The sequence below is a fragment of the Flavobacteriaceae bacterium genome (assembly GCA_014075215.1).
GTDB lineage: Bacteria > Bacteroidota > Bacteroidia > Flavobacteriales > Flavobacteriaceae > Polaribacter.
In genome coordinates, this window is sequence record CP046177.1 from 1,358,226 (window position 1) to 1,372,369 (window position 14,144).

General features: G+C 30.1%; 11 protein-coding genes and 1 pseudogene. All 12 read left to right on the forward strand.

Translation table 11 applies throughout. The annotated features are described in order from the left end of the window. Nucleotides 1-63 precede the first annotated feature (63 nt). The 12 genes and pseudogenes from GKR88_06860 (at nucleotide 64) to GKR88_06915 (ending at nucleotide 14,143) form a co-directional block, all read left to right on the forward strand. Complete coding sequence (locus GKR88_06860; protein ID QMU64040.1) at nucleotides 64-624, forward strand: acyltransferase; 561 nt, start codon at nucleotides 64-66, stop codon at nucleotides 622-624. 30 nt (nucleotides 625-654) lie between these two features. Continuing rightward, complete coding sequence (locus tag GKR88_06865; protein ID QMU64041.1) at nucleotides 655-1,698, forward strand: glycosyltransferase; 1,044 nt, start codon at nucleotides 655-657, stop codon at nucleotides 1,696-1,698. A gap of 210 nt (nucleotides 1,699-1,908) precedes the next feature. Then, nucleotides 1,909-2,859, forward strand: a pseudogene (locus GKR88_06870) (glycosyltransferase). 73 nt (nucleotides 2,860-2,932) lie between these two features. Next, nucleotides 2,933-4,114: a hypothetical protein gene (locus tag GKR88_06875; protein QMU64042.1), complete on the forward strand. Its 1,182-nt coding sequence runs from the start codon at nucleotides 2,933-2,935 to the stop codon at nucleotides 4,112-4,114. A gap of 34 nt (nucleotides 4,115-4,148) precedes the next feature. Continuing rightward, nucleotides 4,149-5,405 (forward strand): hypothetical protein, encoded by a 1,257-nt coding sequence (locus GKR88_06880; GenBank protein ID QMU64043.1) that lies wholly within the window; start codon nucleotides 4,149-4,151, stop codon nucleotides 5,403-5,405. 91 nt (nucleotides 5,406-5,496) lie between these two features. Beyond that, the gene (locus GKR88_06885; GenBank protein QMU64044.1) at nucleotides 5,497-6,618 is read left to right on the forward strand and encodes a glycosyltransferase; all 1,122 of its coding nucleotides are present in this window, start codon (nucleotides 5,497-5,499) and stop codon (nucleotides 6,616-6,618) included. A 23-nt stretch (nucleotides 6,619-6,641) separates the two neighbouring features. Next, nucleotides 6,642-7,661 carry a hypothetical protein gene (locus GKR88_06890; protein QMU64045.1) on the forward strand — a complete coding sequence of 340 codons (1,020 nt, stop codon included), beginning with the start codon at nucleotides 6,642-6,644 and terminating at the stop codon, nucleotides 7,659-7,661. 4 nt (nucleotides 7,662-7,665) lie between these two features. After that, nucleotides 7,666-9,783: a zinc-binding dehydrogenase gene (locus tag GKR88_06895; GenBank protein QMU64046.1), complete on the forward strand. Its 2,118-nt coding sequence runs from the start codon at nucleotides 7,666-7,668 to the stop codon at nucleotides 9,781-9,783. 68 nt (nucleotides 9,784-9,851) lie between these two features. Further along, the gene (locus tag GKR88_06900; GenBank protein QMU66659.1) at nucleotides 9,852-11,690 is read left to right on the forward strand and encodes a heparinase; all 1,839 of its coding nucleotides are present in this window, start codon (nucleotides 9,852-9,854) and stop codon (nucleotides 11,688-11,690) included. Further along, a complete protein-coding gene (locus GKR88_06905) occupies nucleotides 11,690-12,934 on the forward strand; it encodes a glycosyltransferase (GenBank protein ID QMU64047.1) in 1,245 nt (414 codons plus the stop codon). The genes GKR88_06900 and GKR88_06905 overlap by 1 nt, the downstream gene beginning before the upstream one ends. Then, entirely contained in the window at nucleotides 12,934-13,539 is a 606-nt protein-coding gene (locus GKR88_06910; GenBank protein ID QMU64048.1) for a lipid carrier--UDP-N-acetylgalactosaminyltransferase, read from the forward strand. The genes GKR88_06905 and GKR88_06910 overlap by 1 nt, the downstream gene beginning before the upstream one ends. Further along, nucleotides 13,532-14,143: an acetyltransferase gene (locus GKR88_06915; GenBank protein ID QMU64049.1), complete on the forward strand. Its 612-nt coding sequence runs from the start codon at nucleotides 13,532-13,534 to the stop codon at nucleotides 14,141-14,143. Before GKR88_06910 ends, GKR88_06915 begins: the two co-directional genes overlap by 8 nt. Nucleotide 14,144 lies beyond the last annotated feature (1 nt).

The following is a 14,144-nucleotide window of genomic DNA, read 5'->3' on the forward strand; positions in this document are numbered from 1 at the left end:
TTTGAATCTATTATATTTAGGTTATTTTTGGGGTGTAAAATCAACTAAAAATAACGAATGCTTATGGGTAAACTCAAAATAATTTCTTCCTTTAATGCGTGGGTTGTAGCTCTTTTCTTCTATTTTGTCAATAGAGTTTTATCCCATATTCCTTTTCATGTAATTAGAAATATATTTTACTACCGATTACTGGGAAAATGTGGAAAAAACAATACGTTTTTGATGGGACTGGAGCTACGTAAACCTTCAAACATTTCTATGGGAAGCAATAATATAGTCAATAGAAATGTGATGCTGGATGGAAGAGGAGGTAAGTTAACCATTGGCAGCAATGTAGATATTGCTCAGGAAACCAACATTTGGACTCTTGAACACGATGTTCATGACGATTATCACAAAGACTTGGGCGCGGATGTAATTATTGAAGATTATGTATGGATTGCATCCCGTGTTACCATTTTGCCAGGAGTTACTATAGGAAAAGGAGCAGTAGTTGCATCAAACTCAGTAGTTACAAAAAATGTAGAGCCCATGAATATTATTGGAGGTATTCCTGCTAAGAAAATTGGAATGAGAAAAAGCGGCTTAAAATACTTTTTAAACCACAGACCTTTGTTTCAATAGTATTAAGGCATGATATTTTTAAAATAAAAGATGAATAAATCGAAACGTATTCGTATTTTTTGTTTACCCGTAGCTGGTATCGAAAACCCTTATCAACACCTAATGATAGAAGGACTAAATTCTTTCCAAAAATTAGATGTTTCTTTAGGAATAAATAATCGATTCTTAGGTATATTTTTAACAGTTGCTAAATATAAACCTGATTATATCCATTTTGACTGGATAAATTCTTATTACTACAGAAGAACATTTTTTCTTACACTTCTAGGTATTCCAATTTTCCTTATCCAAATAATTATAGCTAAGTATTTATACAAGGTAGCATTGGTCTGGACTTTACATAATATAAGACCACATGATTCAAAACACATAATAATTCATAAATTATGCAGACGTTTTTTTGCAAAACATGTAAAATGGATAAGAGTTTTTTCTAAAGATTCGATAAAAAGAGCAGAAAAAGAATTGAATGTAAAGGATAAATTTTTTGTATGCCCTGAAGGATCTTATGTGTCTTATTATAAAAATAATTCGGGTAAAAAAGAAAGTAGAAAGAAATTACAAATAGATGAAGGTGCTTTTTTATACCTGTATTTAGGGTATATAAAGCCTTATAAGGGCATCGAGGATTTAATAAAAGTGTTTGAAGAGTTAAAAACATCTTCTAAAAAATTGATCATAGCAGGAAACCCCATTAATAAAGAGTACTTTCATGAAATTTATAAGGATGATGATGATATTATTTTTATAAATAGATTTATTAATAATGATGAGTTACAATATTTCTATAATGCGTCGGATATTATTGTTTTACCTTTTAAGAAAATTGAAAATTCTGGGTCTACCATTCTGGCAATGGGTTTTAAAAAGCCGATCTTAGCACCTAATATTGGGGTTTTGAAAGATCGGTTAAAACATCAAAAAGAATTGCTTTATAAAAACAATATTAAAGAATCATTTGAAGCATTAAAAAAATATAATGATAGAGATTTAAAAGAAATAGGAATGGAAAACTTTAATTCCTTGAAAAAATATAAATGGGAAGATTTTGCGAAATATTTTTATGATAAATAATATAAGCGTATCATTTCATTGATTTTTATACTATCAACTATATTTGAGACCAGTCAAGATGAGTTCTATTGAAAAATGGATTATTTACATTTCATCTATAATAACAATGTAAAATATTTACTTTAGTTTTGCTGTAATGAAAAAACAGTCGTAATCTGCTTTATACTATTTTTGAATAAAAAGTTGTAAAAGAATCGCAAATAAATTAAAATGCAAAAATTAATTTCTATTCTTATACCTGCTTATAATGAAGAAGAAGTCATTCATCTATTTTATAAAGAGGTTTGTAAAGTAATCAATCAAATAGATAAAGCTAAATATGTTTTCGAATTTCTGTTTGTAAATGACGGCAGTACAGACAATACACTTAAGATATTGAATGAGCTAAGGAGTAAAGACTATAGAGTTTGCTATGTAGATCTCTCCAGAAATTTTGGAAAAGAAATAGCTTTAATTGCTGGTTTTGAGAATGTTAATTCCAAAAGCTAGGCTGTTATTATTATGGATGCAGACCTTCAAGACCCCCCTGGTTTAATTAGTCAAATGATTATTGAATGGGAAAATGGATATCAGGATGTTTATGCAAAAAGATCCAGTAGGAAAGGAGAAACTTTTTTAAAGAAAAAAACAGCCTATATATTTTACAGAATCATTTCTTTTTTCTCAGACTTTCCTGTTCAAAAGGATACAGGTGATTTTAGATTATTAGACAGAAAAGCATTTGAAGCAATTAAATCATTTAAAGAATCCCAACGATACACAAAAGGATTATTTTCATGGATAGGTTTTAGAAAAAAAGAAATATTATTTGAAAGAGATAAAAGAAAAGCCGGAACTACCAAATGGAATTATTTTAGTTTAATCAATTTAGCCATTGAAGGTATTACGTCCTCTACTACAAAACCACTGCGATTAGCTATAATAACGGGTTTTATTATTTCTTTATTATCATTTGTATTATTATTTAAGGTAGTCATAAAGAAAATTTTATTTGGAGAGTCGATACAAGGATACTCTTCTTTAATAGCAGTTGTACTATTTCTTGGAGGTTTACAATTGTTAAGTTTAGGATTAATCGGAGAGTATTTGGGAAGAGTTTTTCGTGAAACAAAAAACAGGCCGCTATATTTTTTAAATAAGAAGGAAGTAAATGAAGATTAAGCAAATATATTTTCAAATTTCACTAATCATTATTGCTCTCTTGGTATCTTTTTTTTTAGGGAAAAATAGCAGGATGAGTGATAATTGGATGGGACCATTTCTTTCCGGAGCAAATAATTTAGAATTTGCAGGTAGTTTTGAAATTGATTTAAATGAAGTGAAACATTTTAAATCACTTGATATAGATCAGCAAGATAGTTACAAATTTAAAGGAGAAAATAATTTAGTACATTATAACCATAACCCCATAGGGTATGTATATTTGATTAAAATTGCCACTATAGTATTTCCTTTTTTGGGAGATCAACTAGCTGTTATTTTATTACAATGTATGGTTTATGTTCTTATAAATTTGTTATTTCTTAATTTAAATACTTTTAATAAAAGGCAGAGGTGGTTATTTTTTATTTTATTTTCAATAAATCCAATTGTTTTAAAATTTATTCCATTTAACTTCTATTATTTCTGGCAAATAATACCCACTGCATTATTCGGATATGTACTATTAGCAAGCAAGCCCAGAAGAGCATTTGTTATCCCATTAATAATCTTATTACCTTTTATACTGTTAACCAGACCAACTGTTATAGTAAGTTTACTATTCGTTTTTTACGTATTATATAAGCAATTTAATTATAGTTTTTCTTTAAGATGTTTACTTTTTACTTTCCTAGTAAGTTATATGTTATACCAACCTACAAAGAAAAATGTATGGCATACGGTTTATGCTGGTCTTGGAGCTTATCAAAATGAATATGGAATTAAGTTAAGTGATAAAGCTCCATATAACCTTTATGAAAGGATAACAGGAGAAAAATTAGTAGCATCAGTTGGAGGGAATTATTATGAAGAAGAAGTTATTGACAAATATACTGTAATAACGAAAGAAGAAGTTATAAAAATTTTCAAAGAAAATCCTTATATATTTATAAAGAATGCATTTATAAATACGCTGCAAGGTTTCTCTTTTGGTTATTTTAATAGGAACATAGATTATATAAATTATTTTATTTCATTCATTGGGTTTATCTTTTTAGTATTCCTTTACTATAACAAACTGTATACTTGGATAATATTTATACTTTTTACTGTAGGTACATTTACTATATATTATCCACCGATTCCTGCTTATATGTTTGGTAATTACTTACCGATTGTTTTAAGCTTAACTTTAATTAAAAGAATTAAAAAAAACAATTTAATAAATAGCTATAGAAAAAGTTTTTCAAACAAAAAAATTAAAGGTAAGTATTAACTAAAAATATAGTTATAGAGTATATACTAAGTAAATGCGGTCTATTTATAAAAATATTATCTTTCAAAATTTAGTTATAAATGTATTTCTGGTGATATTCTCTTATGGGCTTGCTTCGTTAACAGGTTTGGCTAGTAATGCTGTTTTTCAACCTCTAAAAGTAGCATTCTTAGTATACTCAATGATTAAGTTGTATGGAAAATATAATTACGATAGTGTTTTGAAAAAAACATATATTTTTAGTGCATTGATCATTTTTTCATGTTTTTTTAGCGTAAACCCGGTAGCATCATTAAAAAGAGCAACTACATTGATTTTCCCTCTAATTTATATAGGGGTATCTTTAAAAGTATTATTTAATAAATATCCCTACAAAACAATACTCGATGCCATTATAGTATCCATAAGGTGGATTTATCTAATACCATCCTTATCATTCTTTTTATTTGGAGGAAATTTAGATGAAGAAGATATATATGGAGAAACAATTGGTGCATTTGTATCAAATCATTATGGGTGGGCATCATTTATTTACATAATGTCTCATTTTTATCTGTTGCAAAACAGAAGAGCAAAAATAGTTTCTGTATGGACATTATTTTTAATAGCCAATCTAGGATTATTGATTATTTCAGGAAGTAGGAGTAGCTTACTTAGTTTATTCATAGGTGTACTTATATGGTTGCTTTTTAAAAGAGGTAATTTTATGTTCAAGGCAATGGCAATATTTATACTGTTAATTTTATCAACAACAATTTCAAATCCAGATTCGGCATTATCCAAAAGAATTAATAAAACCAAATATCAAATAGAAAGTACAAAAGGGGTAAAAGGAGATGATTACTTGTTAAACTCAGCCGAAAATGTAGATGCAAGAATAGCATCTAGAAGTATAGGAGTAATTATATTTGAACGTAATCCTCAACTATACTTTACCGGGCAAGGAATTTTTCAATTTAAAGAGGCTATACAAAAATATATGCCAAGTATTAGTGTTGAATATTTTAAAAGCGGAATTCACAATTCCTATTTGGAAATTTATTTTGGTTGTGGAGTATTGGTATTTATTTATTTTATTTGGTATTTTACAATTAAACCTTTAAGTATTTACTATAAACACCTGAAAGATAGTTTGCATATGTATTTGGGAGTAGTTATAATAATACCTTTTTTTGAATCAAATATTACCGGAGGGCAATTTTTGTTTTTTCCTTGGTTTATATTAGTTTTTTTTATGCTATATGTGGGAAAACTTTACTATAAGAAAACTATAAAGAAATATGGAAAATGAAACATTCACGACTAATTTTTAGACATACAGCGGAATGATTATCAATTTCACAAATTACTGTTTTTTTAGTAAGCTGTAAAATTATAAACATATGAAAAAAATTCTATTTTCAACTACAAGTTTTGACCACATAGATAATGGACCAGCATTATTTGCAAATTTAGCTTACAAAAATTTTCATAATAATAAAGAATTTGATGTAAGAATTTTGACTGAAGATGTATGTGATCATAAACTTGATGATAGAATATACAAGGTCAAATTAAAAAAGAATAGGTTTAATGAATCTTTTTATCAGTTTATACGGATTTTTTACTATCACAGGGAAGCAAAAATTATTAGCAAGATATTCAATTATGATATACTGGTGTATAATAATGCGTTTACTGGTTTTTTAAGTGCTCTTTTTTTCAAGAAGAAAGTTGTTGTTATGATTAATGATGACAATAATATGACCCATAAGTACAAAAAAAACAATTACAAATTATATGTAAAGTTTCAAATATTAAGGTGGTTGGAGAAAGTAACTGCTAAAAAATCATTTAAAGTTATAGTAAACTCCAATTTTTTAAGAGATGCTCTTGTAAAGGAGTATAAGATACCAAAGAATAAAATATTTAAATTATATAAGGGCATTCCCCTTTCAGATTATACTTACAGAGAAAGATTAGAAATGAAAAAACCTGTAGAGGTACTTTTTGTGAAAGCAGATTTCATTAGAGGAGGATTATTAGAGGTTATAGAGGCAATTTCTCTTATTAAAGAGATAGAATTTAGACTAATAATTATAGGACCTCAATTAAAGTTTAAACCTTTTATTTTGGATTCTTTAAAAGAAAAAAAAATAGACAATTACGTCTTTTTAGGTCCTCAATCGCCAAAAACTGTAAAACAATATTTGAACTCAACTGATATATTTTGTGTACCCTCAAAAAAGGAAGCTTTAGGAGTTGCTAATATGGAAGCACTAGCTTCAGGGCTTCCAGTAATTTCAACTAATATTGGGGGAATACCAGAGGTGTTAAATAATGGAAAATGTGGTTGGATAATTCGACCAAATGACCCGTTGGTGTTATCAGAAGCAATAAAAGAATGTATATTCAATAATGAATTAAGAATAAAGAAAAGTATTGAAGGGCATAAGTTTATCCAAAAATTTGATTCCAGACACCTTATTAATAACTTTAGTAAATTATTAGATAAATGCCTTTAAAAAGAAAGCAAAGGATTCTCTATATGTCAACCAATGACGGCTCTGATATGCGTATTAATAAAGAAATAAGAACATTGTCAAAAGTAGTCGATGTCTATTTTCTGGGAGTGGGTAATTATTCCGAGCATAACTATGCCAGAGATAATTGCAGAGAATTCATACTGATAGAACACAAAAGAAATTCGGTAAAGGCTATCGTTTTACATGTTTTAAAATTTTTGAAACTTCAAAGGAAGCATAAGTTTCACTCTATACACATTATCAATGAGCAATTGATGATCTTTTTTTACCTCTTTTTATTTCAAAAAAATGCGGTCTTGGATCTGTTTGATTCTATCTTTTTAAAGCTTAGCAAACCCAACGAAAAATACAGATTTCTTAAAAAGTTGATCTATGCACCCGCTAATACGGTTCTTGTTACTGATGAAAACAGGAGAACCCTGATGCCAGAGTTCATAAAAAAGAAACTAATTGTACTGGAAAACTACCCTTATGTTTTTAGAGAAAGCAAGAAAAAGAAAACACCGTACATAAAAATCCTTTACAATGGCTCATTAAGTACTTCCAGGGGAACGGGAATCCTCAAAGATTTGGTCAACAGTAGCCAAGAAGTTAAAGTGATTATGGCCGGTTGGCTTAACGATCAGGATACGATAGATTTTTCCAAACACCCATCTGTAGATAATAGGGGAACCATAACACAATCGGAGGCAACAAGAGTTGCCGCTGAAGAAGCAGATTATATTATGTGTTGTTACGAACCCAACAATCAAAATAATATCAATGCCAGTCCTAATAAAATTTTTGATGCAATTCAAACAAATACACCAATTATTATAAATAGTGAAGTGAAAATATCTAAGTTTGTGGCGGATAAAAAAATAGGCATTGTAATAGATTCATTTTATCAATATGACAGTGAAAAAATGATTAAAATGTTAAAAGAAAAAAAAGGAACATTTGCCTTTGATAAAGATAGTAAAAAGAAATATTCATGGGAGAATATAGAGTCAAAGTTATTAGCCGCTCACAAATTAATCTGAGAGAATGAAACAAATTATACAAGACCTTAAAAAAGGAGACACCATTTTAGAAGAAGTGCCAGTGCCCAGAATTAAAGCGGGGTCTGTGCTTATAAAAACTACTCGAAGTTTAGTTTCTTTAGGAACCGAGAGAATGCTGGTTGATTTTGGAAAAGCAAATCTTATTCAAAAAGCCAAACAACAACCGGACAAGGTAAAAATGGTACTGGATAAAATTAAAACCGACGGTTTACGACCTACATTAGAAGCCGTTTTCAACAAATTAGGACAACCACTTCCCTTAGGATATTGCAATGTAGGTAAGGTTGTCGCAGTAGGAAAAGGAGTACAGGAATTTTCTGTAGGAGATAGAGTTGCTTCCAATGGAAACCATGCAGAGTTTGTTTCAGTTGCTAAAAATTTAGTTGCTAAAATTCCAGACAATGTAACCGATGAAGAAGCTACATTTACCGTAATCGGATCCATTGGGTTGCAGGGAATCCGATTGTTAGATCCAACTTTCGGAGAAACTGTTGTAGTGGTTGGTTTAGGATTGATCGGATTGGTTACTGCCGAGCTTTTAGTTGCCAACGGATGCAATGTGATCGGTTTCGATTTTGACAACGAAAAAATAAGAATTGCCAAAGAAAAAGGAATTACGGCTATTAATCCATCAGAAGGAACAGACCAGGTAAAATTTGTAGAATCTATTACCAATGGAGTTGGAGCAGATGGAGTTATCATCACAGCATCCAATAAAAGCAATGAGATTATTTCTCAATCAGCTAGAATGTGCCGTAAAAGAGGTCGCGTTGTTTTGGTTGGAGTGATTGGTTTAGATATTAGTAGAACTGATTTCTATGAAAAAGAAATTACTTTTCAAGTTTCTTGCTCATACGGTCCAGGACGATATGATGAAAATTACGAACAAAAAGGACAAGATTATCCTATTGGATTTGTACGTTGGACAGAAAAGAGAAATTTCGAAGCCATTTTAAATACCATATCCAAAGGATCTCTTAATGTAAAACCTTTAATCACAGATCGAATACCATTGCGAGAATATCAGAAGATACATGGCGATATGAGCAATTCTAAATCTATTGCAGCTATTTTAGAATATGCATCAGATACAGAGATAATTTCTTCAATTCAAGTCAGTGAAAAATCCTTTGAAGAAAAAAAAGGCGTTATTGGAATTATTGGAGCAGGCAACTTTACAAGCTCAACAGTAATGCCTAATCTCAAAAAAATAAACGCAAATGTAAAATATATAGCAAGCTCAGGCGGATTGTCATCAACAATTATGGCTAAGAAATACGGTATTGCAAAATCAACAACCAATTATCAGGAAATGCTAGAAGATGAAGATGTTGATCTGGTTTTCATCACTACTCAGCACAATACCCATGCAAGAATGGTTGTAGAAGCCATCAATGCAGGCAAAAGTGTTTTTGTAGAAAAACCACTGACATTAACAGAAGAAGAATTATTTGAAATCATTGCGGGTTATGAAAAAAACAACGTAACCATTTCTGTCGGCTTTAACCGTAGGTTTGCTCCGCTTGCAATCAAAATGAAGAAAGCATTGGGAAATGATACCACACCGGTAAATATCATCGCAACGATGAATGCAGGGTTCATTCCCAAAGACGTTTGGGTGCACGATATGGAACTCGGGGGCGGAAGAATTATTGGTGAAGCTTGTCATTATATCGATTTATGTTCATACTTAGCTGGATCAAATGTTACTGCTGTTTGTATGAATGCCATGGGAACCAACCCAAAAGAAGACACAGACAATGCCAGTATTTTACTGAAGTATGAAAACGGCTCTACCGCGGTAATCAATTATTTTGCAAACGGTAGCAAGTCTTACTCCAAAGAAAGAGTTGAGGTGTATTCTCAGGAAAGAACATTGGTCATGGACAATTGGAGAAAACTAAAATTCTATGGATTCAAAGGAGCTAACAATTTTTCAGGTAAACAAGACAAAGGACATTTTAATCAATTTCAATCGCTGATTGATCAGCATAAAAAAGGAGGACATGCGATCATTCCATTTCAATCCATCGTAAACACAACTAAAGCATCCTTTGCAGCTATTACCTCATTGAAAGAAGGAAAATGGATTGAGTTATAATTTTTAATTTTGATTAGAATAAAACTATGATAAAAAAAATAAAAAAAGGTTATAACTTAATCTCAAACATGGGATTAAGTTATCTTTTTTTTAAAATATTTTATGTTTTTAAGAGTAAAACAGGGTTTCTAAAAATTACTTTTCCAACTCACCCAAAGTTTCAAAAATACATAAGTCTGGAGGAATGGAAACAGAATATGCCTCCTTTCTTTTTTTATGGTAAAAAAATCAATGGATTAAAAAAGGATGAAAACCCCGTTCTATTAGATAATTATCTCAGTATTAAAAAAGGAGCTCTCACTTTTTTTAATAAGCTGAAGTTGGACCTCGGTGAGGAATATGACTGGTTAACAAATCCGTCTACAGGTTACAAGTATGATATTGGTAAACATTGGTCTGAAATAGAAGACTTATCAAAAGAGGCTGGTGATATAAAATATGTATGGGAAAAAGCCAGATTTTCTTACTTATATGATATTATAAGATACAACTACCATTATGAAGAGGATCAATCTGAATTTGTTTTTAATCAAATAGAAAATTTTATTGATAACAATCCAATAAATAAAGGACCTAATTACAAATGTAGTCAAGAAATTAGTCTAAGAACTCTTAACTGGGTTTTTGCATTATACTATTACAAAGATTCTCGGTTTTTAACAGAAACACTTTTTGCTAAAATAATGTATGTTGTTTATTGGCAGATACATCATGTTTACCAGAATATTCATTTTTCTAGAATTGCTGTAAGAAACAATCATGCAACTATGGAAACAATGATGCTGTATTTATCAGGTAAGTTGTTTCCCTTTTTTCCAAACGTAAAAAAATGGAGTAGAAAAGGGAAAAAGTGGTTTGAACAAGAAATAGCATATCAAGTTTATGAAGACGGCACATATCTACAGTTTTCGATGAATTACCATCGAGTGTTAGTTCAACAACTAACGTGGGGAATTCGATTATCGGAACTCAATGGCGATTTGCTTTCAAAAATTGTATACGATAGGGCAAAAAGGTCATTAAATTTCTTAGATACCTGTATGGATCCGGTAAGTGGTAAGCTTCCAAACTATGGTTCAAATGATGGTGCATTGTTTTTTAAGCTAACAGATTCTGATTATCGAAATTATAAAAGCCAGTTAGACGATTTAAGAGCAGTCTTATACAACTATGCTTATTTTGATTACGAAAGTGTATTCTGGTATGGGCTCAATCCTCAAAAGATTGAATATGAACAACCGAAGCCCGTTAGCACCTTTGAAAAAGGAGGGTATTATATCATTCAGGAAGAAGGTATAAAAACATTTATGAGGTGTGGTACTTATAAAGACAGACCTTCACAATCAGATAATTTGCATTTGGATCTATGGATAAATGGTGAAAATTTATTGAGAGACTCAGGAACTTATAAATATAATACACATCAAGATTTATTGAACTATTTTGGCGGGTGTAGTGCACATAATACGGTAGGAATAGAAGATTACGATCAAATGCTAAGAGGCAGCAGGTTTATTTGGTACTATTGGGTTAAGAAAGCAAAAGCAAGTTTGAAAAGAGAAAGTGGTTATTTTATGTTTGAAGGAAAAATAAATGCCTTTAGACATGTAGGTAGTAATATTGAACATATTAGGAAGATAAAAAAAGAACAAGGACAAAATAAATGGGAAATTACTGATATTGTTAAAAATAAAAAAGATAATGTAATCTATCAATATTGGCACTTACATCCTGATTATATTGATGCAATTAAAATCATAACAAAAGATGAAGAAGGGATTGAAATACAACCATTAATAGAAGAAAGATGGTATTCTAGCTATTATGGTATAAAAGAGGCATCAATTAGAATTACATTTGCTACTCAAACAAATATTTTCAATACAGAGATTAAGATAGATACTTAATGAGAATACTACTAATTCATCAATACTTTTTGGAAATAGGAGAAGGAGGTGGATCCAGGTTTAATCAAATGACACAAACTTGGGCTGATCTTGGTCATGAAATTGAAGTATTGGCAGGAATGGTTCATTATTCAACTGGGGAAAAAACTGAGAAATACAAAGGAAAGTGGGTACATAAAGATACACAATTTTATCGCAATGTAAATGTCATAAGATCTCATGTGTCGGAGAGTTACAACATAAGTTTTTTAGTGAGGCTGTGGGCGTATTTTTCATTTGTTTTTTCAAGTATTTACGCTGGATTATTCATGACCAAAGGAAAATATGATATCATTATAGCGACTTCTCCCCCTCTTTTTGTTGGAATTACTGCTTACATTTTATCAAAATTAAAACGCACACCATATGTTTTTGAAATAAGAGACTTATGGCCAGAATCAGCAATAGATACTGGGGTTTTAAAAAATAAAACTGTTATAAAACTTGCTTATTGGTTTGAAAAATTTATCTATAAAAAAGCAAAATTAATTAATGTATTGACACCAGCTTTTAGAGATGAACTTATCAAAGAAAAAAAAACAGTTGCTAAAAAAGTGATTTTTATACCAAATGCAGCTGACTTTGAGTTGATGGAGAAAATTCAAGAAAATTTTGATGCAAAGAAATTTAAGAAAGAATTAGGGCTAGCCAATAAATTTGTTATTACCTATGTTGGTGCTCATGGCGTAGCCAATCATTTGATACAAATAATTGAGGCTGCAGATCGTTTAAGAGATACACGTGTTATTTTTCAACTTATAGGAGATGGAATGAGAAAAAAAGTATTGGTCGCTGAAGTAAAAAAACGTAAACTAGATAATGTAATATTCAGAGATTCGGTCGCTAAAAAAGACATTTTTAAATTTATTCTGGCTTCAGACATTGGCACATCTGTATTAAAAAATGTAGATACCTTTAAAACTATATATTCGAATAAAACATTTGACTATATGTCATGCAAAAAACCAATATTATTAGCTATTGATGGAGTTTCAAGACAATTAGTAGAAGAAGCTCAATGTGGTATATATGTAGAGCCAGAAAATATTGATGCTATTGTAAAAGGAATAAAAACCTTTATTAATTTTAAGGATGAAGAAATTAGAAAAATAGGAGAGCGCGGCTATGATTTTGCCAAAATACATTTTGATAGATGTAAATTGGCTGAAAAGTACATAGTAGAAATACAAAATATTTTAAAGTAATGTACCGTCATTTTTTTAAAAGAACTTTTGATTTTATAATATCCTTAATAGGACTTGTAGTATTGAGTCCGTTTTTTTTAATTGTTTTTTCATTGCTGTTGATTAATAATTATGGTAAACCTTTCTTTTTTCAGAGGAGGCCGGGAAAGGGTGAAAAAATATTTAAAGTAATTAAATTCAGAACCATGAGTAATGAAAAGGATAAATATGGAAAGTTATTACCTGATAAGGATAGGTTAACCAAGTTAGGTATATTTGTACGAAAAACATCGCTAGATGAAATTCCTCAATTGGTTAATGTCTTAAAAGGAGAAATGAGTTTAATTGGCCCCAGGCCGCTACTAATTGAATATTTGAACCTATATAATGAAGAACAAAAAAAACGGCATCTTGTTAAACCTGGGATTACTGGTTGGGCTCAAGTTAATGGGAGGAATGCAATTAACTGGAAGAAAAAATTTGAATATGACGTTTGGTATGTTAATAATTTGAGTTTACTATTAGATATAAAGATTTTTTTTAAGACTATAACTAAGGTTATGAAATTAGAAAATATAAATACTAACAATCAAGCAACAACAATAAAATTTAAAGGAAATGAATAACTTCTGTTTATTTGGTGCTGGAGGCCACAGTAAAGCGGTTAAAGATATATTGTTAAGTAATCAGATGATTATTGATGCATTAATTGATGATGATTTTAATTTGAATGTTGTAGCAGGTATACCAGTTTTATCCCCAGATAAAGTTAAAGACTTTAGAAGTCACAAATTTATTATTAGTATAGGTGATAATACAATTAGAAAATTAATTTCAAAAAAACTAGATGTTGAATTTGGTACTGCCATACATAAACAAACTATAATTTCCAATAGTGTTAAAGTTGAAGAAGGAACGGTAATTATGCCTGGAGTTAACATTAATTCAGGAACTCATATTGGAAAATATACTATAATAAATACAGCTTGTGTGATAGAACATGATTGTAATATTGGTAACTTTAGCCATGTTTCACCAAGCGCAACAATAACTGGAGGTGTCATTGTTGGTGAAGATAGTAATATAGGAGCTGACACTGTAGTTATTCCAAATATAAGAATTGGAAAGTGGGCTTTTGTTGGAGCTGGTGCGATAGTAATTGACCATGTCCCAGATTATGCAGTTGTTGTAGGAAATCCTGCCAAAATAATTAAATATAATAGATATTGAA

Coding starts and splice junctions, on each gene's coding strand:
- GKR88_06860 (QMU64040.1), top strand. CDS start 64: ATGGGTAAACTCAAAATAATTTCTTCCTTTAATGCGTGGGTTGTAGCT.
- GKR88_06865 (QMU64041.1), top strand. CDS start 655: ATGAATAAATCGAAACGTATTCGTATTTTTTGTTTACCCGTAGCTGGT.
- GKR88_06875 (QMU64042.1), top strand. CDS start 2,933: ATGAGTGATAATTGGATGGGACCATTTCTTTCCGGAGCAAATAATTTA.
- GKR88_06880 (QMU64043.1), top strand. CDS start 4,149: ATGCGGTCTATTTATAAAAATATTATCTTTCAAAATTTAGTTATAAAT.
- GKR88_06885 (QMU64044.1), top strand. CDS start 5,497: ATGAAAAAAATTCTATTTTCAACTACAAGTTTTGACCACATAGATAAT.
- GKR88_06890 (QMU64045.1), top strand. CDS start 6,642: ATGTCAACCAATGACGGCTCTGATATGCGTATTAATAAAGAAATAAGA.
- GKR88_06895 (QMU64046.1), top strand. CDS start 7,666: ATGAAACAAATTATACAAGACCTTAAAAAAGGAGACACCATTTTAGAA.
- GKR88_06900 (QMU66659.1), top strand. CDS start 9,852: ATGGGATTAAGTTATCTTTTTTTTAAAATATTTTATGTTTTTAAGAGT.
- GKR88_06905 (QMU64047.1), top strand. CDS start 11,690: ATGAGAATACTACTAATTCATCAATACTTTTTGGAAATAGGAGAAGGA.
- GKR88_06910 (QMU64048.1), top strand. CDS start 12,934: ATGTACCGTCATTTTTTTAAAAGAACTTTTGATTTTATAATATCCTTA.
- GKR88_06915 (QMU64049.1), top strand. CDS start 13,532: ATGAATAACTTCTGTTTATTTGGTGCTGGAGGCCACAGTAAAGCGGTT.